15 protein-coding genes and 3 pseudogenes are annotated in these 20,585 nt (G+C 68.2%); 12 read left to right on the top strand and 6 right to left on the bottom strand.

Annotation, left to right across the window (positions count from 1 at the left end; all coding sequences use genetic code 11):
* The first annotated feature begins 152 nt into the window (after positions 1-152).
* The 7 genes from AC5L30_RS26590 (at position 153) to AC5L30_RS26560 (ending at position 10,008) form a co-directional block, all read left to right on the top strand.
* Positions 153-2,330 carry an alpha/beta hydrolase gene (locus AC5L30_RS26590; protein WP_494870391.1) on the top strand — a complete coding sequence of 726 codons (2,178 nt, stop codon included), beginning with the start codon at positions 153-155 and terminating at the stop codon, positions 2,328-2,330.
* A 102-nt stretch (positions 2,331-2,432) separates the two neighbouring features.
* A complete protein-coding gene (locus AC5L30_RS26585; RefSeq protein WP_494870390.1) occupies positions 2,433-3,773 on the top strand; it encodes an ABC transporter substrate-binding protein in 1,341 nt (446 codons plus the stop codon).
* Between the two features lie 76 nt (positions 3,774-3,849).
* Entirely contained in the window at positions 3,850-4,791 is a 942-nt protein-coding gene (locus AC5L30_RS26580; RefSeq protein WP_494870389.1) for a carbohydrate ABC transporter permease, read from the top strand.
* Positions 4,791-5,675, top strand: coding sequence for a carbohydrate ABC transporter permease (locus AC5L30_RS26575; RefSeq protein ID WP_494870388.1), 885 nt, complete (start codon positions 4,791-4,793; stop codon positions 5,673-5,675). The genes AC5L30_RS26580 and AC5L30_RS26575 overlap by 1 nt, the downstream gene beginning before the upstream one ends.
* An 85-nt stretch (positions 5,676-5,760) precedes the next feature.
* On the top strand, positions 5,761-7,488 hold the full coding sequence (locus AC5L30_RS26570) for an IlvD/Edd family dehydratase (RefSeq protein ID WP_494870387.1): 1,728 nt from the start codon (positions 5,761-5,763) through the stop codon (positions 7,486-7,488).
* Between the two features lie 111 nt (positions 7,489-7,599).
* Positions 7,600-8,610, top strand: a complete 1,011-nt coding sequence (locus tag AC5L30_RS26565; RefSeq protein ID WP_494870567.1) for a LacI family DNA-binding transcriptional regulator — start codon at positions 7,600-7,602, stop codon at positions 8,608-8,610.
* Between the two features lie 105 nt (positions 8,611-8,715).
* A complete protein-coding gene (locus AC5L30_RS26560) occupies positions 8,716-10,008 on the top strand; it encodes a phosphodiester glycosidase family protein (RefSeq protein ID WP_494870385.1) in 1,293 nt (430 codons plus the stop codon).
* Between the two features lie 79 nt (positions 10,009-10,087).
* On the opposite strand, the gene AC5L30_RS26555 is transcribed toward AC5L30_RS26560, so the two are convergent.
* Both AC5L30_RS26555 and AC5L30_RS26550 read right to left on the bottom strand, forming a co-directional pair.
* The gene (locus tag AC5L30_RS26555; protein ID WP_494870384.1) at positions 10,088-11,773 is read right to left on the bottom strand and encodes a cellulose binding domain-containing protein; all 1,686 of its coding nucleotides are present in this window, start codon (positions 11,771-11,773) and stop codon (positions 10,088-10,090) included.
* A 175-nt stretch (positions 11,774-11,948) separates the two neighbouring features.
* A complete protein-coding gene (locus AC5L30_RS26550) occupies positions 11,949-12,884 on the bottom strand; it encodes a hypothetical protein (protein WP_494870382.1) in 936 nt (311 codons plus the stop codon).
* 951 nt (positions 12,885-13,835) lie between these two features.
* On the opposite strand from AC5L30_RS26550, the gene AC5L30_RS26545 reads away from it, so the two are divergent.
* Positions 13,836-14,702, top strand: coding sequence for a trypsin-like serine peptidase (locus AC5L30_RS26545; RefSeq protein ID WP_494870380.1), 867 nt, complete (start codon positions 13,836-13,838; stop codon positions 14,700-14,702).
* A gap of 25 nt (positions 14,703-14,727) precedes the next feature.
* Here the strand turns inward: AC5L30_RS26545 and AC5L30_RS26540 are convergent.
* Positions 14,728-14,983 (bottom strand): annotated as a pseudogene (locus tag AC5L30_RS26540) (transposase); the annotation flags it as partial.
* A gap of 133 nt (positions 14,984-15,116) precedes the next feature.
* Between AC5L30_RS26540 and AC5L30_RS26535 the strand changes: the two are divergent.
* The 3 genes and pseudogenes from AC5L30_RS26535 to AC5L30_RS26525 all read left to right on the top strand — a co-directional run bounded on the left by AC5L30_RS26535 (position 15,117) and on the right by AC5L30_RS26525 (position 17,949).
* Positions 15,117-16,088, top strand: a pseudogene (locus tag AC5L30_RS26535) (serine/threonine-protein kinase).
* A 181-nt stretch (positions 16,089-16,269) separates the two neighbouring features.
* Positions 16,270-17,172: pseudogene (locus AC5L30_RS26530) on the top strand (IS110 family transposase); the annotation flags it as partial.
* Between the two features lie 309 nt (positions 17,173-17,481).
* Entirely contained in the window at positions 17,482-17,949 is a 468-nt protein-coding gene (locus AC5L30_RS26525; protein WP_494870378.1) for a BBE domain-containing protein, read from the top strand.
* On the opposite strand, the gene AC5L30_RS26520 is transcribed toward AC5L30_RS26525, so the two are convergent.
* Both AC5L30_RS26520 and AC5L30_RS26515 read right to left on the bottom strand, forming a co-directional pair.
* Positions 17,946-18,656 carry a DNA alkylation repair protein gene (locus AC5L30_RS26520; RefSeq protein WP_494870377.1) on the bottom strand — a complete coding sequence of 237 codons (711 nt, stop codon included), beginning with the start codon at positions 18,654-18,656 and terminating at the stop codon, positions 17,946-17,948. The genes AC5L30_RS26525 and AC5L30_RS26520 overlap by 4 nt on opposite strands.
* A 21-nt stretch (positions 18,657-18,677) precedes the next feature.
* On the bottom strand, positions 18,678-18,836 hold the full coding sequence (locus AC5L30_RS26515) for a hypothetical protein (protein WP_494870375.1): 159 nt from the start codon (positions 18,834-18,836) through the stop codon (positions 18,678-18,680).
* Between the two features lie 249 nt (positions 18,837-19,085).
* On the opposite strand from AC5L30_RS26515, the gene AC5L30_RS26510 reads away from it, so the two are divergent.
* Positions 19,086-19,799, top strand: coding sequence for an ANTAR domain-containing protein (locus AC5L30_RS26510; RefSeq protein WP_494870373.1), 714 nt, complete (start codon positions 19,086-19,088; stop codon positions 19,797-19,799).
* Positions 19,800-19,901: 102 nt separating this feature from the next.
* On the opposite strand, the gene AC5L30_RS26505 is transcribed toward AC5L30_RS26510, so the two are convergent.
* Complete coding sequence (locus AC5L30_RS26505) at positions 19,902-20,483, bottom strand: hemerythrin domain-containing protein (RefSeq protein ID WP_494870371.1); 582 nt, start codon at positions 20,481-20,483, stop codon at positions 19,902-19,904.
* Positions 20,484-20,585 lie beyond the last annotated feature (102 nt).

Below are 20,585 nucleotides of genomic sequence, written 5' to 3'. Positions count from 1 at the left end.
ACGCCTGATCGCTCTGTCGGGAGCGATCAGGTCAGCGGTGCCGGTGGCGGCAGCCTGAAGGAGGTGCACGCAGCACGCACGGCCAGATCCACCGTTGAGTTGAGCCGGTCAGTCGGGTCGCATCCGCTGCCGGCACATGAAAGGAGTGGAGTGTGACTACCGAACAGTATCACGGGCGTTTACGCCGTCTGGGCGTACGCCGACGGCTCTCGGCGGCGTTCACCGCCGGAGTCATCGCCACCGCGGCGGTGCTCCTCGCCCCGCACCCGGCAGCGGCGGACACGCCGTGGCTGGACGTCTCCTCAGACCGTTACGCCACGTTCGCCGTCCCGGCGGCGTACGTGCAGGAGAACCTGGGCACCGTCTCGCAGGTCGTCGTCGAGGGCAACTTCGGACCGTCGGACTCCTGGGCCGAATTCGGTCTGACCCGCCGGGGTGACGTGTGGTCGGGTGTTCTCGGCGCGCTGGAGCCCGGGCTGTACAACTACCAGCTCACCGCCGACGACACCTTGACCATCAAGGACCCGACGAACAGCACCAGTGTCGCGTCCAACCCGCTCCTGAGCACCTTCCTCGTCGCGGGTGACTCGGCACGGTGGCTGGTCGACGCGCCAGCAGGCACCGGCGGAACGATCGGGACGCTGACCTACCGGACCAGCGATGAACAGCGCTCCGCCCTGGTCTGGACGCCACCGGGCTACGCGGCCAAGGGCGCGAAGAGCTACCCGACGCTCTTCCTGCAGTCGGGTGACGGCACAGCCGCCACCGATTGGCTCGATCTCGGCCGATCCAAGCAGATCCTCGACAACCTCTCGGCCGCCCGCGCCATCAGCCCGATGGTGGTGGTGGTCAACAACGCCTCGGACGACACGGAGTTGAAGGACCTCCGGAAGGCGGTCACCGACAACTACCGGGTCCTTCGCGATCCGGCGCACCAGGCGATCGCGGGCGTGTCCGACGGCGCGACGGACGCGGTGCGCGCCGCGCTCACCAAGCCGGGTCAGTTCGGCTACGTCGGCTGGTTCTCGGGCACGTCGGCACCGGAGATCGACCGCAAGGACGCCAAGGCGATCAACCGGCACGTCAGGTTGCTGCGCCTGTACACGGGCAACGTCACCGATCCCGCGTACAACACCACCTACCGGTTGACGAAGGCGTTGGGCCGCGCCGACGTCCGGTTCGAGTTCGACGGTGTCAACCCGGACGGCGGCGCGAACTGGACCACCTGGCAGGAGAACCTCGTCGACTTCCTGCCGCGACTGTTCGGTCACGTGCGGGACCACGGGCCGAGCCCTGGCCACCAGCCGCTCAAGCGGGAGTTCACTCCACCGCCGGCCGGCACCACCCCGACGCCCTTCGTCACCGAGGACGGGTTCGTCACCTTCGAGACCACCACGGACTTCACTGACGCTCAGCACGTCACGGTCTGGGCGAACGTTGCGCCGGGCGGCAGTTGGCTGCGACTGCCACTGACGCGCGACGGTGACCGGTGGCGGGCAACCGTTGGTCCGCTGAAGCCCTGGTTCTACTACTACCGGCTGATCGTGGACCGGGTCGCGGTCAAGGACACCTCCAACCCGACGAAGGTCACCACCGAACCGATGTGGAGCACCTTCTTCATCCCCGGGCCCGGCGCCCGACTGCTGTCGGACGTGCCCGCCGGTCGCGGCGGCAAGGTCGAGAGCATGACCTACACCAGCACGGTGGCCGGCCAGGACCGCACCGCGCTGGTGTGGACCCCACCCGGGTACGACCCGGGCCGGGCACAGCCGTACCCCGTTCTCTATCTTCAGCACGGCGGTGGCCAGAACTACACGGACTGGGTCGAGATGGGCCGCGCCAAGCAGATCCTCGACCACCAGTACCTCGACGGCGATCTCACGCCGATGGTCGTGGTGATGGGTAACGGCAACTCGTCGAACTTCAACCGGGAACTGCGGGAGAACATCGTTCCGACGGCCCGTTCCCGCTACCACATCTCCAGCGATCCGTCCCAGCAGGCCCTCGCCGGCCTGTCGATGGGCGGCGGGCAGGCGTTCGGGGTGCTGCGGGCCCACCCGGGCGAGTTCGCCTACGTCGCGGCGTTCTCGGCCGGGTTCGGGAGTGGCACCGGCGTCGACGTGGAGGCGATCAACAACGGCACCACGATGCTGCGCCTGTACGTCGGTGACCAGACGGACTTCGTGTACCCGAGTTTCATGGCATCGCTGACCACGTTGAACAGCCTCGGTGTCCGCTACGAGTTCGACGGGGTCACCCCCGGGCCGCACGGCTGGGACGTGTGGCAGAAGAACCTCATCGACCTGGCGCCGCGTCTGTTCAAGCGCTAGGAGCCTTCGCCGGCGACGCCACCGGAGCAGGGCTTCCTGCCCCGGTGGCGCCCGCCAGCGCATGGATGCTGTGCACCGCCATCGCCGAAGGGAACCATCTCAATGAAGAGAAGACGAATACTCGCCACGGTAGCCATGCTCGCGGCGGGGAGCGGCCTCGTCGCCTGCTCCTCCGACGGGGGCGGCAGCGACGCGAGCAATTGCACGAACACCATCACCAAGAAGGACCTGCCGGTCGTGACGATGTGGGGCTGGTACCCCAACACCCAACTCGTCGTCGACAACTTCAACAAGCAGAACAACGAGGTGCAGGTCTGCTGGACCAACGTCGGCCAGGGCAGCGACGAGTACGACAAGTTCCAGACCGCCATCTCGGCGGGCACCGGCGCGCCTGACGTGATCATGGTCGAGGCGGACCGGATCCCGACCTTCCAGATCCAGGGCGCGCTCGTCGACATCAAGCAGTACGGCTTCGACGCGGTCAAGGCCAACTACGGCGAGGGCGCCTGGAAGGACGTGTCGGTCGGTGACAAGGTCTACGGCGTCCCGGTCGACGGCGGGCCGGTGGCGATGATTTACCGGAAGGACATCTTCGACAAGTACAAGATCACGCCGCCGAAGACCTGGGCCGAGTACGAGCAGGCCGCGCAGAAGGTGAAGGACGCCGGCGGCCCGCTCTTCGGGGACCTTGGCGCGAACGTCTCGGCGCTCACCATGGCGTTGCAGATCCAGAAGGGCGCCTCGCCCTTCACCTACGACCCGGCGCAGCCGAAGGCGATCGGCGTGAAGCTCAACGACCAGGCGTCCAAGGACGTGCTGGACTACTGGGGCGGCCTCGCCAAGAAGGGCCTGGTCGGTACGCAGGACCAGTTCACCCCGGAGTACATCTCCGGCGTGATCAATGGCAACTACGCGACGTACATCTCGGCGGCGTGGGCGCCCGGCTACCTCACCGGCGCAGGCGTGGGTAAGGGACAGGACACCGGCAAGTTCGCGGTGGCGCCGCTGCCGCAGTGGGATCCGGCCAACCCGGTGCAGGTGAACTGGGGTGGATCGGCCTTCTCGGTGACCAAGCAGGCGAAGAAGCCGGAGCTGGCCGCGAAGGTCGCCTACGGGCTCTACGCCGACAAGGAGTCGCTCACCGACGGCTGGACCAACCAGATCATCTTCCCGTTGAACCTCACGGCGCTCAAGGACCCCGCGTTCGTCGACCTGAAGGTGGCGTTCTTCAACGGCCAGCAGGCGAACAAGGAGGTCTACCTTCCCGCCGCCGAAGCCTACAAGGGCGTCGCCTACGCCCCCTTCGGTCAGTACTACCTCGACGCCATGACGAAACAGGTCAGCGAGATCATCAAGGGCTCCGTCACCGGTTCGCAGGCTGCCGACCGGCTCCAGGAGGACGTGGCGAAGTACGCCAAGGAACAAGGTTTCACCGTTCAGTGACCGGATGGGTGGGCCGCGCCGGCACTGGGCGGCCGGCCCACCCGCCACCCCTCAGCGTCCACGTCCCGGAGACAAGATGACATCCCTGACCGAGAAGCGCGCACCGCGTACTCAGCATGAGACGCGCAAGATCCGTGGCAAGGTGCACCTCCGCGAACACCTGATGGGGTGGCTCTTCGTCGGGCCGTTCGGAGTCGTGTTCCTGGCGTTCCTCATCGCGCCGCTGGCGTACGCGCTGTACCTCAGCCTGTTTCAGAAGAAGCTGATCGGCGGCACCAGCTTCGTTCTCTTCGACAACTACGTGAAGGCGTTCACCGACCCGAGCTTCCTGTCCGGGGCATGGTTCGTCATCCGCTTCTCGCTGGTCTCGATCCCGCTGCAGATCATCATCGCGCTCGCGATGGCCCTCATCCTGGACTCGGTGACCACCCTGTTCGCCCGCTTCTCCCGCCTCATGATCTTTCTTCCGTACGCGATCCCCACCGTCATCGGGGCCGTGATGTGGGGGTTCCTCTACAGCCGGGGCTTCGGCCCGCTCACCGACATCTTCGGGCTGTTCGGCGCCACCGCACCCGACTTCCTGAGCAGTGACCTGATCTTCTACGGGCTGCTCAACGTCGTCACCTGGCAGTGGGCCGGCTACTACATGATCATCCTGTACGCGGCGTTGCAGGGCGTCGACCCGACGCTCTACGAGGCGGCCCGGATGGACGGCGCCGGGCGATGGCAGATCGCGACCCGGATCAAGATCCCGCTGATCGCGCCCGCCCTGATCCTGATCCTGGTCTTCTCGCTCATCGGCACCCTGCAGTTCTTCAACGAACCGCAGATCCTGCGATACCTCGCCGCGGGCACGATCGGCTCGGACTTCACCCCGAACATGTACGCGTACCAACAGGCGTTCTCGCTCGCCAACTTCAACTACGGGTCGGCGATCTCCTTCGCCCTCGGCGGAATCGTGTTCATCTGCGTGTACGCCTTCCTGTTCTTCACCCGCAAGCGGAGGAGCTTCCTCTGATGACCGACCACACCAGCGTCCGCGCCGGCGCCCGCCGACCGCAGCGCTATCTCCCTCTACAGATCCTCCTCGGCTTCCTGGTGATCTATTTCCTCGTACCGTTCTGGTGGGTCATCGTCAACAGCTCCAAGGACGCGCCGGGCCTGTTCGGCGGCGGCAACACCCTCTGGTTCACCGATCAGATCGACTACCTCGGAAACCTCAGGCAGCTCTTCACCTACGACGGTGGCATCTACCTGCGGTGGATCCTCAACTCCACGCTGTACGCCATCGCCGGCGGCGTCGGCGCCACGATCCTGGCGGTCATGGCCGGCTACGGGTTCGCCAAGTACCGGTTCGCCGCCCGACGCTTCAGCTTCGCCGTCGTGCTCGGTGCGCTGATGGTGCCCGCCACCGCTCTGGTCATCCCGACCTTCATCATGTTCTCCGGGCTCGGCCTGACGAACACGGTCTGGGCGGTGATCCTCCCGTCGCTGCTCAACCCGTTCGGCGTCTACCTGATGCACGTGTACGCGCGCGACGCGGTGCCCGACGAGCTACTGGACGCGGCGCGGGTCGACGGCGCGGGGGAGGTGCGGACGTTCATTCAGATCGCCCTTCCGATGATGCGTCCCGCGGTGGTCACCGTGCTGCTCCTGTCGGCCGTGGCGTCCTGGAACAACTACTTCCTGCCCCTGGCCATGCTCTCCGACAACCGGCTCTTCCCGGTCACCGTCGGCCTCGGCCTCTGGCAGGGAATCGCGTCCGCGAACAACGCGGGAACCACCTCGCTGTGGAGCCTCATCATCCTGGGCTCCCTGGTGTCCGTGATCCCACTGATCATCGCGTTCTTCAGCCTGCAACGACACTGGCGCGGCGGCCTCTCCGTCGGAGGTCTGCGGTAGGCCGTCGACGCCACCAACCAATCCACCACACGCGCATTGATCGCCGCGCAGGACGCGGCCGGACGGATGACAGAGAGGTGTGCTGATGTCGACGACGAATCGACCGCTGCGCAGCGGGCAGTGGTTCGGTGCGGAAGGCCGCAACGGGTTCATCCATCGGTCCTGGATGCGCAACCAGGGGTTCGCGGACGACGTCTTCGACGGTCGCCCGGTGATCGGCATCGCCACCACCTGGTCGGAGCTGACACCCTGCAACGCCCACCTGCGCGACCTGGCCGAATCGGTGAAGCGGGGCGTGTGGGAGAGCGGGGGCCTGCCGCTGGAGTTCCCGGCGATGAGCCTGGGCGAGCCGCTGATGCGACCGACGACCATGCTCTACCGCAACCTGCTGGCGATGGAGTTGGAGGAGTCGGTCCGCGCCAATCCGCTCGACGGGGTGGTCCTGCTCTCCGGCTGTGACAAGACCACACCCGGCCTGCTGATGGGAGCGGCGAGCGTCGACCTGCCGACCCTGATGCTGACCGGCGGCCCGATGCTCAACGGCAAGTTCCGCGGCCAGGACATCGGCTCCGGCACGGTCGTCTGGCGTTTCACCGAGGAGATGCGGGCCGGCCGGATGACCGCGGCCGACTGCTCCGAGGCGGAGGTCGGCATGTCCCGCAGCCGGGGTCACTGCATGACCATGGGTACGGCGTCCACGATGGCCTGTGTGACCGAGGCGCTGGGCGTGCAGCTGCCGGGGGCGGCCGCCGTGCCGGCGGTCGACTCCCGACGGTACGCGCTCGCGCACGCCGCCGGACGCCGGATCGTCGCCATGGTCGAACAGGACCAACGGTTGTCCTCGGTGCTGACCAGGCAAGCCTTCGAGAACGCCGTCCGGGTCAACGCCGCCATCGGCGGCTCCACCAACGCGGTCGTCCACCTGCTCGCGATCGCCGGACGCCTCGGCGTCCCCCTGTCGCTGGAGGACTTCGACATCCTCACCGCCGACGTGCCCATGCTCGTCAACCTCATGCCGTCCGGGAAGTACCTGATGGAGGACTTCGCCTACGCGGGCGGCCTGCCGGTGGTGATGAAGGAACTCGCACCGCTGCTGCACATGGACCACGTCACCGTCAGCGGTAGGAGCGTGGCGGAGAACGTCGACGGCGCCCAGTGCTGGAACCGGGACGTCATCGGCACCCTGACCGAGCCGTTCCAGCCCGCCGGCTCGGGCACCGTGGTGCTGCGCGGGTCACTCGCCCCGTCCGGGGCGGTGTTGAAGGTCTCCGCCGCCTCCGCGCAGCTGCTCACGCACACCGGCCCGGCGCTGGTCTTCGACCGCATCGAGGACTACGTCGTCGCCGCCGACGACCCGGACCTCGACGTCACACCCGACACGGTGATCGTCGTCCGCAATGCCGGACCACGCGGCTACCCCGGCTTCCCCGAGGTGGGCAACGTGCCCATGCCACGACGGTTGCTCGCCGACGGCATCACGGACATGGTGCGGATCTCCGACGCTCGGATGAGCGGCACCGGGTACGGCACCTGCATCCTGCACGTGGCGCCGGAGGCGTCCGTGGGCGGTCCGCTCGCGCTGGTACGCACCGGTGACCTGGTCGCCGTCGACGTTCCGACGCGCCGACTGGACCTGCTGGTCGACGACGCGGAACTCGCCCACCGCCGCGCCGCCTGGCAGCCACCGCAGCCGGTGGCCGACCGGGGTTGGGTACGGCTGTACAGCGAGCACGTCCTTCAGGCCGACAGCGGGGCGGACCTCGACTTTCTCGTCGGCGGCAGCGGCAGCGCGGTGCCCCGTCACTCACACTGACGACCACGAACGGACGATGCCGCGAGGAACTGATTCCATGGAAGAACGGACGGCCCGCCAGTGCGAGTTCACGCAAAGGCCGCGGTGACAGCGGCCGACCGGCCACCAGTGATGGCCGACGTCGCTCGCCTGGCGGGCGTGTCACACCAGACGGTGTCCCGGGTCATCAACGGGGCGCCCAGCATCAAGCGCGAGACGCGGGAGCGGGTCTTAGAGGCCATCCGGCGACTCGACTACCGCCCCAACACGGCCGCGCGGGCGCTGGTTCGCGGGCGCTCCGGGATGATCGGCATCATCGGTACGGCCCGGACCCTGTTCGGTCCGACGAGCATCCATCGCAGCGTCGAGGACGCCGCCCGCGCGGCCGGTTACTTCGCCACCTCGGTGAGCCTTTCCGAGGTGACGGTTCGGGCGCTCAGCGACGCCACCGAACATCTCATGCGCGTCGGCGTGGAGGGCGTCGTGATGATCGCCGGCAACGACGAGGCGCTCGAGGTGGTGCGGATGACGCGCTCGGGGGTCCCCTTCGTCGTGGTGGAGGGCGATCTGTCCAGGGCCAGCGTGACGGTCGGCGTCGACCAGGTGCTGGGCGCCCGGATGGCCACCGAGCATCTCCTCGACCTCGGACATCGCGAGATCGTGCACGTCAGTGGCCCGCTCAACTGGGCCGAGGCCCGGGCCCGGCTCGAGGGTTGGCGTCAGGCGATGAGCGCCGCGGGTCTACGTCCGCCGGAGCCGGTCGAGGGCGACTGGAGAGCGCACAGCGGCTACCTCGCCGGGCTGCGGATCGGTGCGATGCGCGGAACCACGGCGGTGTTCGCCGCCAACGACCAGATGGCCATCGGCGTGCTGCGCGCGCTGCACGAGCGCGGGCGGCGGGTGCCACACGACGTCTCCGTCGTCGGATTCGACGACGTCCCCGAGGCGCCCTACCTCATCCCGCCGTTGACGACGATCCAGCAGGACTTCGACGCGGTCGGTCGACGGGCCATCACCGCCGTCACCCAGGCCATCGACGACACGGTGCCGCAGCGCCTGCCGCTGGTCATCCCCAAGCTCGTGGTGCGGCAGAGCACGGCGCCGCCGACGTCGGCCAGCAACGCCTTCCCGGGCGCTGGCTGATCCGGCACCTGCGGGTCGATCGGCCTATAAGCCCTTTCACCGAAATTCGACTAGCTGTCAGCTTCTGTCCGATGCGTGCTTCTGTTCGCTCGCCAGGCTCAGGGCATGACTGTTCGCACTCCTGGCCTGTCCGGATTACGCCGCGCCGGTGCGCTCGCTGCCGCCACACTGGCCGCGGTGGCGCTTGGTGTCGTTCCGGGTGCCCGCGCCGACGCCGCCAGCGGCATCTTGCCGATCGGCGACGCCGACCTGACGGAAACCACCACCAGCCGGGTCCTGGCCGACGGCGTGACCCTGACCCACATCGTGCGCGGAACCGAGCCCGCGCCGGCCGACCAGATCAACACCACCAGTCGGGGCCCGTGGGTGGTCAACGTGCTCACCATCGACCCGCATCGGGCACGTGGGCACCTGAAGGCGACGTACGGCCCGAACCTCGGCCAGGTCGAAAAGACCACTGATCTCGTGCGCCAGTCCGGTGCCCTGGCGGGCGTCAACGCCTCCTTCTTCACCTTCACCGCCAGCCCGCTCTACCCCGGTGACCCGGTGGGCTTGGGCTTGTACGGCGGGAAACTGCTCAGTGAACCCACCACCGAACCCGGCGAAGTCAACTTCGTCGTCGACGCCAACACCAACCGCGCACTCACCGGAAAGCTCACCTGGTCGGGCAGCGTACGGAACCGGCAGACCCAGGTCGTGCTGCCACTGGAGTTCATCAACCACCCACCGGTCGTCCCTGCCGGTTGTGCCGCCCTGGCCGATCAGAGCGCGTGTACCGAGCCAGGCGACGTTGTTCAGTTCACCTCCGAGTTCGACTCGGCCACCCCGACGGGCGTCGGCGTGGAGGTCGTCCTCAACCGCCTGGGCTGCGTGGTGCGGACCGCGACGACCCGCGGCACCACCCTCGCCGTGGGCCAGACCTCGCTGCAGGCCACCGGGCGGGACGCCGGCGGTCTGCTCGCGGTGGCCAGCCGGGGATGCCTGGACCTGACCTCGACGGTGACTGACCAGCGGGGGCGGAAGCTCCCGCTGCGGCCCGGACTGTTCGGCGTCAACGGGCGGTACCCGTTGACGGCGGACGGCCAGGTCGTCGTGCCCGACGGCGGGTCCGACAGCTTCTTCGCCCGCAACCCTCGTACCATCGCCGGCACCACCCGGGATGGGAAGGTCGTGCTCGCGACCGTCGACGGTCGCCAGACCACCAGCGTCGGCGCCACCCTGGACGAGACCGCCGCCGTCGCCCAGGCACTCGGCATGTCCGACGCGGTCAACCTCGACGGCGGCGGCTCGACCGCCATGGCCGCTCAGGGCACGCTTGTCAACCACCCCAGCGGAGCCGAGCGGGCTGTTGGCGACGCGCTCGTCTACGTCGAAGGCCGGTACCACGGCGGGAACTGACCGTCGCTGGCATAAGCGGGTGCCCCAGCGCGTGGCTGGGGCACCCGCGACGCCGACCGTGCAAGGCCGAGCAGAGTTTTCAGAGGGTGAAGACGAGCGTGGAGATGCTGCGCGCGCCGACGTTGATGGTGGCCTGACCGCCGTTCACGCTGGTCGGTTGGCTGGCCGCGTTGGCGTTCTGCGAGGTGAGGTAGTGCTCGGCCCGGCTGACGTTCTGCGGGGCCTGGATCACGGCGTTGTTGACCGCGCTGTTCGAGCGGTTGAGGATCACCAGGGCGATCTTCCCGTCCCCCTGGTAGGCGGTCACCTCCAGCGGTGATGCCTTGGAACTCTTCGTCAGGGCGACCCGCTGGTAGCCGGGGCGGACGTACTTCGCGTACTGCGAGAAGGCGTACCCGCGCTTGAGCGGAGCGCCCGCGACGGTGCCGAACGCGGCTTCGCCGTCGCCGATGAAGGAGTAGTAGCGCTTGCCGTACCACCAGATGTAGGCGTTCCAGTTGGCCTCCATCGACTTGTGCACGGTGCGCATGATGTCGTCCAGGGTCTCGTTCCAGACCGCCGCGTTGGCGGGGTTGCCCCAGATGTTGGAGCCGCCACCGTCGGCGGCGTGCAGGTTCCACTCGGTCATCCACACCGGCTTGTTGTGCTGCTCCGCCAGGGAGTACGGCCGCAGCCGGCCCGACTCCTCGGTGCCGTAGAGGTGCCCACCGATGTAGCCGATGTTGTTGCGGGCGGTCGCGTCGTTGAGGGTCGGATCGGTGTAGGCGTAGTTCATGTTCACCGCCTCGGCGACCATCAGCTTGGTGTTCTGCACCTTGGTGCCCTGGTCGCGGACGAAGGTGCGCAGTTCGGTGCCGCTCCAGTCCATCGAGTCGTAGTCCGGGTGCCAGTCGGGCTCGTTCTGCACCGAGGTGACGTCGACGGGTACGCCCTGGCCACGCATGTACTGCACGTAGCTGTTCAGATGGTTGGCGTAGTCGTCGTAGTAGTCGGTCTTCAGCTTGCCGCCGTTGACCCGGCTGTTGTTGGTCTTCCACGCCGCAGGCGCGGTCCACGGCGAGGCGAGGATCTTCACGTTGGACCCGTACGACTTTGCCGTCTTCAACGAGTTCACGTGCGTCGCCCACTCGCTGGAGACCGGCGACAGGCCGGTCCGCACGATGGACAGCCCCAACTGGTTGGCGCCCATCCCGACAAGCGTCTGGGTGTCGGCCGTCGACCAGGCGCTACCCCAGATGGACTGCGCGGCGCCGAACCCGTCGACCGTCTGGTATCTGGTCGCGCTGTTCACCGTGATGTCCGCCGGCCCGTTCGGCGGTGGGGTGGTCGGCGGCGGAGTCGGCTCCGTGCCGCCGGTGCAGGCCACCCCGTTCAACGCGAAGATGGTCGGATCGGGGTTGCTGCCGGTCGACGAGCCGTTGAATCCGAACGAGACCGTACCGTTGGTCGCGATGGCCCCGTTGTAGCTGACGTTCTTGGCGGTGACGGCGGCACCGCTCTGGGTCAACGTCGTGTTCCACGCCTGCGTGACGGTCTGTCCGGCGTCGTAGCGCCAGGTAAGCGTCCAACTCGTCACCGCGTCACCGAGATTGGTGATGGTGACGTTGGCGCCGAAGCCTCCCTGCCACTGCGACGACACGCTGTAGTTGACCGAACAGCCGGCGGCTGCGGCCCCCGCCGGCACCGCCACGGCGACCCCTGTCGACGCCAGCAGGACGGCGCCGGCCGACACCAGGGCGGCGTTGGTCAAGCTTCTTCTTCTCATGAAACTCCTCCTGAAGTGGTGGTGGCTTCCACGCCTCGGGAGGGCTCGTCTGCGGCGAGATTCAGCGATGGTTTGGGCGGCGGAAAAATTGGGAGCGCTCCCAGGTGTTGATTCCAGAAAGTTAATTCGTCCAACGATTCCTGTCAATGCAATCGGCCCACCGTCAGTGGTGCCGTCACCGGCCGCAGGTGCCGCACCGCGTGCGAGTACGCAGGTGGTAGTCGGTGGACGCGACGACCAGACCCAGCCCCATGACCAGATACGCCGACATCGCCACCCACAGGAACGTGTCGGAGAACTCGCTGTACGAGCCCGACGTCACCTGCACGATCCCCATGCCGAAGTAGGCCACGATGCCCGCGCCGAGCCCGAAGCCGGGCACCAGCAGCAGCGCACGAGGAATCGTGTGGCCGGCGAGCAGCGGCACCCACCCCGGCCAGACCTCACCCCAGTGGTGCACCAGCGCCAGTGGCAGCAGCACTCCGGCCAGCACCAGGCCGATCTCCAACCCGAGCAGCGAGGCGTTCTGGTCAACGCGGTCGAACCCCACCACGAACTGGGCCGCGAAGCGGGTCACCAGACCGCTCACTGCGGCGTACGCGGCCCAGCGCGCCCGCCGCGCGGCCGCCGGGCGCCGCGTACCCGGTCGGACCGTCCGGCAGCAGTCCGGGCAGTCGCCCCGGGTGCGCCGCTGGTAGCGCGCGGTGGCCAGAGCGAGCAGACCCGCTCCGGTGACGCAACCGAGCCGGCTGGCGAACGCCAGCGGGTCGAAGAACGGGCCGACGGTGAACAGCAGGAAGCCCACCAGCTCCGGCAGCAGGATCGCGGCTGCCGCCACGAGCGCGCCGGCGACCGTCCAGGCGAGCCCCGCCAGCGCCGGCCGCCAGGTCCCCACCCGGTCCAGGGCAATCGCCAGCCCGCCCGCGGCCACGCACAACGCCACCGCCCACCAGCCGGTGAAGCCGAGCAAATCCAGCCCGAGCCGCCCGAACTGTGGAGCCTCGCCGACCGTCCACGCCAGACGCACGCCCCCGTATGCCACGGCCCAGCCGAGCACTGCGTACGTCAGGCCGTGGACGGACCGACCGACCATCGGTGTCGATGTCGTCATGCACCCGATCCTGCCGGCGTCTTACAGCGGGCGGACCCCGCTGACAGGGGACGGCGCTCCCTCGCGGGAGGGACAGGCCGCACCGTGGGTGCGGCGAACAGAGCCGGGGGAGTGCCGCTGTCCGGTGCTCCCCGCTGCCTGTTCCAGCCTCGGTCTGTTGTGGAGTGACCGGGTGTGGTGTGGATCCTCGGCCTTCTATACCGTGGCGGTCGGCGTTGAGCGTCGCCGCCGCCAGCCCTTGATCCACTCGGCCTTCAGGAAGGCGGGGTGTCTCCGCGGCGGGGCACCCCGATTTTTTGAGACCCGAGTCGATCTAGGCCACCCTCGGGGTCCTACCTGTCGCCTTCGAGGTGTTTTATCGCCTACGCCTCGTCGTCGCCGTCCGTCGGGCGAGGCGGGCGGTTGTGCCTGGCCCACTCGTCCACCAGCTCAACGTCTCGCCCGCTACCCGGGTCAGCTGCCGAGACGGTGAAGTAGCCAGTCGATGATCGCGCGGCTGACGCCGGCCAGGAGTTCGCTCAAGGCGGCCGCGGCGATGCGGGTTCGGTTCTCGTCTGGTCATGAGCGGCGATGAGTGCCGGCGAGTCCCGACCACAGCCGAGTCCCAGCACGCGGCCGTCGCCGAGATGGCCCCCATCGACGCCCGAGCTGGCTGAAGCCGCTTCATCAACGCAGCCGATTCGCGGTTTCGGCGTGATTACCTGCCAAGCATGTGCGGCAAATCACACGCGGGCGCTCACGTTGAACCCCCCCCGCCGAGTCACGTCTATCCAGATGTCCACCTAGGACCCACCTGAGTGTCCACCGGGGACTCACCTGGAAGGGGGTGTCTCAGTCCAGTCTCCGGGACGCTTGGGTAACAGCGGACGCTCTTTGGTCCATGCCCATGCGTTGCCCATTCAACCCGCCCTGCGTGAAGGCGTACATCTACCAAGAAAGAAGTAAGAGAACATGTTAAACCGCATTAGTGCGGCCCTGAGTGCAGCGGCCTTGGCTGCTGCGTTGTTGGCGGTCCCTGGGGCGGCCGCGGCGGCCACCCCGGCCCCGACGCTTATTAAGCTAGACCCGGTGCTAGGAGATGCTGCCCGGGACTACTGGACTCCAGAGCGGAGAGCGAAAGTTCTTGCCGAGTCCGAACTCGCAGATCGTTCGAGCGAAGCTGCGCTCACCCCTGAGTATCCGGCCATCGGCAAACTCTTCTCCAGTTTTGCAGATGGTTTCCACATTTCATGCACAGGTTTCGCTATCCCCGCTCGCAGGCACGCCGACGGTGTCTTTATGACCGCAGCGCATTGTATTTCTCTGCCGCAACACGGCGCCCTTCAGAACGTCGTCTTCTACCCAAACTACGCATACGGTAACACGCGAGGGGAGTTCGTGGGTACCGCGATCGGCGTCCAAGGCGGCTTCAATCCCAACAACAGCTTCTACAATGACATCGCGATTGTGCAGGTTAGAAAGAGTGAACGCGGTGAGAAATTGAATGATGCCGTCGGAGCAATGAATCTCCTGTTCGGTGGCGATAGGGCTGGTGTACCAACAAGAATGATCGGTTACCACGGTCGCGACACGAGCCCTGACAACGCCTCAGAATGCCGTCCCGGCAACAGTTGGACTCGTGATGACTGGTGGCTGCCAATCATCGTGGTGCTCGACAACAAGATTTGCAAGTTCGCTCATGGCTCAAGCGGGGGGCCATTCATCTCGAGCGGTAACTTCGTCTACGCCGTTCAGCACAGCATATCCAACGATAGCACCCTCATCACCGGAGGTCACCTTAACGCTAGTACCGGCACACTCTATGATCTAGTTGGGTAGCGACCTATCCAGGGTGGATAAATTCGAGCAGGTCGAATAAATCCTCTTTCGCGTTCCAGGCGGCCAGGATCGGTGCCCCGATCTTCGTCGGCAGGTTCCCGAGCACGTCGGCCAGCCGGTCGACGTGCTCGGCGTGCATCCGGGCTGCTGACTTGGTCAGCCGATTACGTTTCTGCCATTCCGGTCCATGGCACGGCCACGCCGGCCGCGGTAGGTCATCGTCATGCGCGGCGGACCTCGGTGACGGCTTGGTTGGCCAACTGCACGACGTGGAAGTGATCCAGCCCTCTCCCACGCCTCCCCGAGCCGCAACGAGTTAGGACCTACTCGTCTAGCTGTGAACCGCCCCCGCAGCCAGGGTCACTCCCGGGGGGTTGGCGTCTAACGCCAAGCCTTGCCTGGCGGGCGCCCACCATGTCCGCGTCCTTTGCTCTGCTTCCCTCAAGGCGATACTCGGGCCCCGCTCGCCGTAAGCCCGCCCGGCCTTCGCCCAAGTCCACACATTGCGAAACCTCGATCCCAGATGGTGACGGGTCGAGGCCGTACGGCAGTCTGTCCGTCGTGCAGCATGATCGGTTGCTTGCGGGCCGCTACCGGCTTCTGGAGCGCCTCGGCAGCGGCGGTATGTCCGCGGTGCACCGGGCGTACGACGAGGTGTTGGAACGGGACATCGCCGTGAAGGTACTCGTCGGCTCGCAGGCCAACGTGCGCCAGCGCATCCGGGCCGAGGCCAAGGCGGCGGCCCGGCTGGCGCACCCGCACGTCACAAGCGTCTACGACTTCGGTGAGTCGCACCTCGACGGTGCCCAGGTTCCCTTCGTTGTGCTGGAATTGCTCACCGGCGAAACCCTCGAACAACGGCTCTCCACCGGGCCGCTGCCGCCGGCCGTTGGGCTGCGGATCTGCGCGGAGGTGGCGTCGGCGCTCGAAGCCGCGCACGCCCAAGGGCTGGTGCACCGCGACATCTAGCCGGCGAACGTCATGCTCACTCCGACCGGCGCGAAGGTGCTCGACTTCGGCATCGCGGCGGCCATCGGCGATCCGGAGATCGACTTCGAGGGGCGGCTGCTCGGTACGCCCGCGTACCTCGCGCCGGAGCGCCTGGAGGCCGGCGAGGTGCAGCCGGCCTGCGACCTTTACGCCCTCGGCCTGCTTCTGCACCGGGTGCTCACCAGTCGGCTGCCCTGGGCGCCCGAGACGCGGGCCGGGATGCTCCGTGCCCACGCCCCGGTCGAGCCGGACCCGCTGCCCGAGATCGACGGGGTGCCCGCTCAGGTCCGCCGGCTCCACCGCTGGTGCCTGGCCCGCGACCCCGCCGACCGCCCGGTTACCTTTTTGATCGTCCCCAGCCGGGGACTGCTCGGTCGCCCGGCTCGGTATGACTGAGTGCCCCTGTCGTACGCATGATCCCGGGGGTGTTGTCGCCGGGCCGGGTGGCGTCGATGGACCGCTGATAGGGACACGGCCACCCGCAGCGTTGGGGTAGGTCTCTTCGTAACGTGGCTGCCGGCAGTCGACGCCAGACTGGCGACCGAGACGGCAGGCGACGTCGCGGGGAGGCGATGCGGTGCACGGCGACTACCAGGTTTTTCTCGGTCTTGATGTCGGCAAGGACGGCCACCACGCCGTCGCTCTCAACCGGGAAGGCAAGCGGCTGCACGACGCCGCACTGATCAACACCGAGGCCAAGCTGCGGCAGGTCTTCGACAAACTAGCCAAGCACGGGCCGGTGCTGGTGGTGGTGGACCAGCCAGCCTCGGTCGGAGCGCTGCCCGTCGCGGTCGCTCGTGCCTGCGGCCAGCAAGTCGCCTACCTGCCCGGCCTGGCGATGCGCCGGATCGCCGACCTGCACCCCGGCAGCGCGAAGACCGACGCCCGCGACGCTTACGTGATCGCTGACGCGGCCCGCACCATGCCACACACGCTGCGCCGCGTCGACGTCGGCGACGAAGCCCTCGCCGAACTGGAGGTCCTGGTCGGCTTCGACGACGATCTGGCCGGCGAGGCCACCCGGCTGACCAACCGCATCCGCGGCCTGCTCACCCAGATTCATCCGGCCCTGGAACGCGCCCTCGGCGGCAACATCGGGCACAAGGCCGTCCTGGAGCTGCTGTCACGCTGCGGCGGCCCGGCAGGGCTGCGCAAGGCCGGCCGCCGCAAACTGCTCTCGACCGCCGGCAAGAACGCGCCGCGCATGGGCGAACGCCTGGTCGAGCGGATCATGACCGCCTTGGACGAGCAGACCGTCGTCGTCCCCGGCACAGCGGCGGCCGAGACGATCCTGCCGCGGCTGGCCGACAGCCTGCGTGACGTGCTGCAACAGCGCGGAGCCCGGTGGGGCGACGTGGCCCAGGCGCTCGCCCCGTATGACCTGGCCATGAGCTCGGGTGACTACGGAGACGTGGGCGTCGGTGGTCTCGCCACCACCGCCGGCGTCGGATACCTGGCGCGCAAGCACGGCCTGACCATCGACCACGTCGTGGCCGTCGAGATCGTCACCGCACTGGAACTGGAGGCGTACGAGGTCGACAACGTCGTCTACGCCCAGCTCGTCGCGGACGCGACCGACACCGCCGAGCTGCTGCGCCGGTGGGGTCAGCTCGTCGAGGACGCGCCACGGGAGCTGACCAGCTTCCTCTCCCTCTTTCCCGGCCGCCGTGGCAACCCCCCGGCTGCCCAGGTCACCCTCGTCTACGCCGGTGACGACGTCGAGGCGGCGCAGTCCGCCCTGAGCCCGTTCCTGGAGATCGGGCCGATTCTCGATTAGCAGGCGCAGCTCGTGCCGTACCCGGCGATCGTCGTGCCGCCGGGCAACCAGCACCGGGGGCAGGGGCTGAAGGACACCCGCAGCGGTCTGTTGCACCACATCACACCGGAGGCCGCCGACCTCATGGAGAACATGATCCACTCCGGCGACGTGATGATCATGCAGCTCCGGTCCGTCGGCGGGGCGGTCAACGACGTCGCCCGCGACGCGACCGCCTACCCGCACCGGGAGCAGAACTTCTCGGTGCTCGCCGCCACCGTCCCGGACCGCCGGCCCCAACTCGACAAGCTCTGGGCCGAGCTGTACGCGCACCTCGACGGCCTGTATCTCAGCTTCGAGAGCGACACCGACCCGGCTCGACTGCTGGATGCCTGGCCCGAACCCACCCTCGGCCGGCTGCGCGCCGTCAAGGCCAGCTACGACCCGGACAACGTCTTCAACCGGAACTTCCCGATCCCACCGGCGGGGCCGGTCGCCTAGAGGGCGCCGGACAGGTACTCGCGGCGACGCTGCGGTTCGAACTTCTCGATCGCGTACCGCAGCATCACCCGTGGCATGACCCGGTAGCGGCGGGCGAGGAACTCCTCCTCCGCCGCTCTGTCCCGGTTGCCCACCTCGCGCAGCATCCAGCCCACCGCCTTCCGGACGAGGTCGTGCGGGTCGTGCAGGAGCCGGTCGCCGAGTCGGAAGGTCCACTCGAAGTCACCGGCCCTGACGAACGCGAAAGTCGCCATGACGGCGATCCGTCGGTCCCACACCAGGCTCGACCCGGCCAACCGGTCCAGGACGCTGCGGTCCCGGTCGACAAGCCAGGGGCCGACGATGTACGGCGCGGACGAGTCCACCAGGTCCCAGTTGTTGATCCGGCCGGTGTTGGCCAGGACGGTGTCGAAGACCAGGCCCCGTTCCCGCTCGTCGCCCTTGGTGAACTTCCGCACCAGGATGAGCAGCGCGGTCAGCCGCTCCTCGTGAGCGCCGTCGGTGAGCAGCGTCGTCGTCTCGGCCAGCGAGAGGTCGCGCCAGAACCGGGCGGCCACCCTGCGCTGATCGGGCACGGAGACACCGAGGGCCCGGTCGCCCTCGCCGTACCCGCCGGGGACCATCTGGAGGAACCGGCTCGACGCCTCGGCTCGACGGGGATCGGCGAGGCTGGCGAGTTCCCGACGCACGTCGACGCTGGTGGCCATGACCGACCACGCTACCGAGGGTCAGCCGGCCCGGCGGCGCGGGCGGCGGGGATGGGGGCAGGCCAGGGTGCCGACCGGGTCCGCGTGCGCCTGGGTGACCGGGACCGTCGTGCCAGCGGCGACGAAGTGGACCCGCACGCCGGACGGCCGCAGCACCGCCCACCACATCAGCCAGTTCACCGCCTCGGTGTGACGGGCCGCTGACCGACCGTCGTCGTGACCGGCGCTGACGCCCCGACCCGCTTGAGCTGATCGGCGCAAACGCAGGCGGCCCGCTCCTCGGCAGGGTGTGAGTGGGTGATTCAGGGGGTAGGAACCTGATTGCTGACGACCGCCCCGGAGCGGAGCTGCCGGGCATCTGACGAGGTGCCGGCCAGGATCGGAAACCACCAATTCCGGCGGACGCTGATCGAGGAGGGCGTACACGCGATGACGCAGCCGACGATGGATCCCGCCGACGCGCTCGCCGAGCTGGGCCGGGTCAGGCTCGACGAGGTCAGCCTCGACGACATGCTGCTCCGGATCGCCGAACTCGCCAAGGGAAGCATTCCCGGGACGAGGGAGGTGACGGTCACTCTGGTTCGGGGTCGGGTCGGTTGGACCGGGGCGTTCACCGGCGAGCTGGCCCGCCAGTTGGACGAGTGGCAGTACGAGCAGCACCGGGGCCCCTGCCTGGATGCCTCCGCCAGCGGTGACACCATTTCGGTGCCGGAGATGGCCACCGAGGAGCGCTGGCCGGCGTGGGCGGAGCGGGCTCGCGCCGCCGGGGTGCAGAGTTCCCTCTCGATCGGGCTTCCCATCCAGGGGTCGGTGGTCGGTGCGCTCAACGTCTACAGCAATTCGGCGAACGCCTTCGATCCGCCCTCGATCGCCAGCGCGGAGGGCTTCGCCGCGTACGCGGCGGTGGCACTGGCCAACGCGCACCTGTACGAGAACGCCGCGACGCTGGCCACGCAGATGCAGGAGGCGATGCGGAATCGGGCCGTGATCGAGCAGGCCAAGGGAATCATCATGGGGGGCCGGCGGTGCTCGCCGGAGGAGGCGTTCGCGCTGCTGTCGAAGATCTCCCAGGACACCAACCGAAAGGTGCGCGAGGTCGCCGAGGCCCTGGTCGCCCAGGCGGTGGGCACAACTCGGGGGTGAGTGTCGCCCTGACTGTTGGCTGATCGCCGACAGGGTCGCCCGCACGAGGCGGGCGACCCTGTCGACAGGTCGCGCGGACGGGTCACCGCCCGGCTGATCCGGTCAGCTCTCCGAAGGCTTGCGCACCGCGTCGCGTACCCGGTCGATGACCGCCAGCACCGGCCCGGCGGCCAGGTTGCCCTTCGCGGACTGCGCGTTGGGATGTGGCCGGGTCGGTGCGGTGGCCTCCGCCGCCCGGACGGCCGTGGCGAGGCTGCGAAGCCGATCGACCGGAACGTGCTGGCGAAGCCGGGGGAACTCGTAGCGCTCCTCGTGCCGGGCGTGCAGGAGCACCGCGTCGCGCAGCAGGACGATGCCGGTGTCGAAGCCGTCGGCGTCCACGCCCCCCTCGATCAAGGTTTGCAGGGTCTCCTTCGCCTGCCGCTCCTCGTCGAGCCGGTCGTCGACCATCGCGTCACCACCCCCACCGGGCAGCGTCCGGGCGAGCGGATGGACGACCTCCTCCTCGGCGGTCTCGTGCGCGGCGAGGAGCTTGACCAGATCGTCGAAGGCGTCGCGCCGGGTGTCGGCGGTGCCGCCGATGACCAGCAGGAAGAGCTGTTCGATCTGGGCGTGCTGGGCGAGCAGCAGGTCGACCACATCCTCCGCGGGCCCGGGGGTGGCCGGGGTGCTGGTGTCAGGCATGGCTGCCTCCTTCGGCGCGGAGCGTCTCGATCGGGTGCGGGCCCTCGGTTTCGATGCGGTACTCGTCGCCGAAGCGTTCCCGGTGCATGTCGATGACCTGCT

The sequence above is a fragment of the Micromonospora sp. BQ32 genome, from assembly GCF_059358895.1.
This window is presented reverse-complemented; position numbering and strand designations above follow the sequence as displayed.

What these genes read in the sequence shown, in the direction of transcription:
- AC5L30_RS26555 (WP_494870384.1), bottom strand. Translation starts at nt 11,773, where the DNA reads ATGAGAAGAAGAAGCTTGACCAACGCCGCCCTGGTGTCGGCCGGCGCC.
- AC5L30_RS26550 (WP_494870382.1), bottom strand. Translation starts at nt 12,884, where the DNA reads ATGACGACATCGACACCGATGGTCGGTCGGTCCGTCCACGGCCTGACG.
- AC5L30_RS26570 (WP_494870387.1), top strand. Translation starts at nt 5,761, where the DNA reads ATGTCGACGACGAATCGACCGCTGCGCAGCGGGCAGTGGTTCGGTGCG.
- AC5L30_RS26510 (WP_494870373.1), top strand. Translation starts at nt 19,086, where the DNA reads ATGACGCAGCCGACGATGGATCCCGCCGACGCGCTCGCCGAGCTGGGC.
- AC5L30_RS26560 (WP_494870385.1), top strand. Translation starts at nt 8,716, where the DNA reads ATGACTGTTCGCACTCCTGGCCTGTCCGGATTACGCCGCGCCGGTGCG.
- AC5L30_RS26580 (WP_494870389.1), top strand. Translation starts at nt 3,850, where the DNA reads ATGACATCCCTGACCGAGAAGCGCGCACCGCGTACTCAGCATGAGACG.
- AC5L30_RS26585 (WP_494870390.1), top strand. Translation starts at nt 2,433, where the DNA reads ATGAAGAGAAGACGAATACTCGCCACGGTAGCCATGCTCGCGGCGGGG.
- AC5L30_RS26520 (WP_494870377.1), bottom strand. Translation starts at nt 18,656, where the DNA reads ATGGCCACCAGCGTCGACGTGCGTCGGGAACTCGCCAGCCTCGCCGAT.
- AC5L30_RS26505 (WP_494870371.1), bottom strand. Translation starts at nt 20,483, where the DNA reads ATGCCTGACACCAGCACCCCGGCCACCCCCGGGCCCGCGGAGGATGTG.
- AC5L30_RS26575 (WP_494870388.1), top strand. Translation starts at nt 4,791, where the DNA reads ATGACCGACCACACCAGCGTCCGCGCCGGCGCCCGCCGACCGCAGCGC.
- AC5L30_RS26545 (WP_494870380.1), top strand. Translation starts at nt 13,836, where the DNA reads ATGTTAAACCGCATTAGTGCGGCCCTGAGTGCAGCGGCCTTGGCTGCT.
- AC5L30_RS26565 (WP_494870567.1), top strand. Translation starts at nt 7,600, where the DNA reads ATGGCCGACGTCGCTCGCCTGGCGGGCGTGTCACACCAGACGGTGTCC.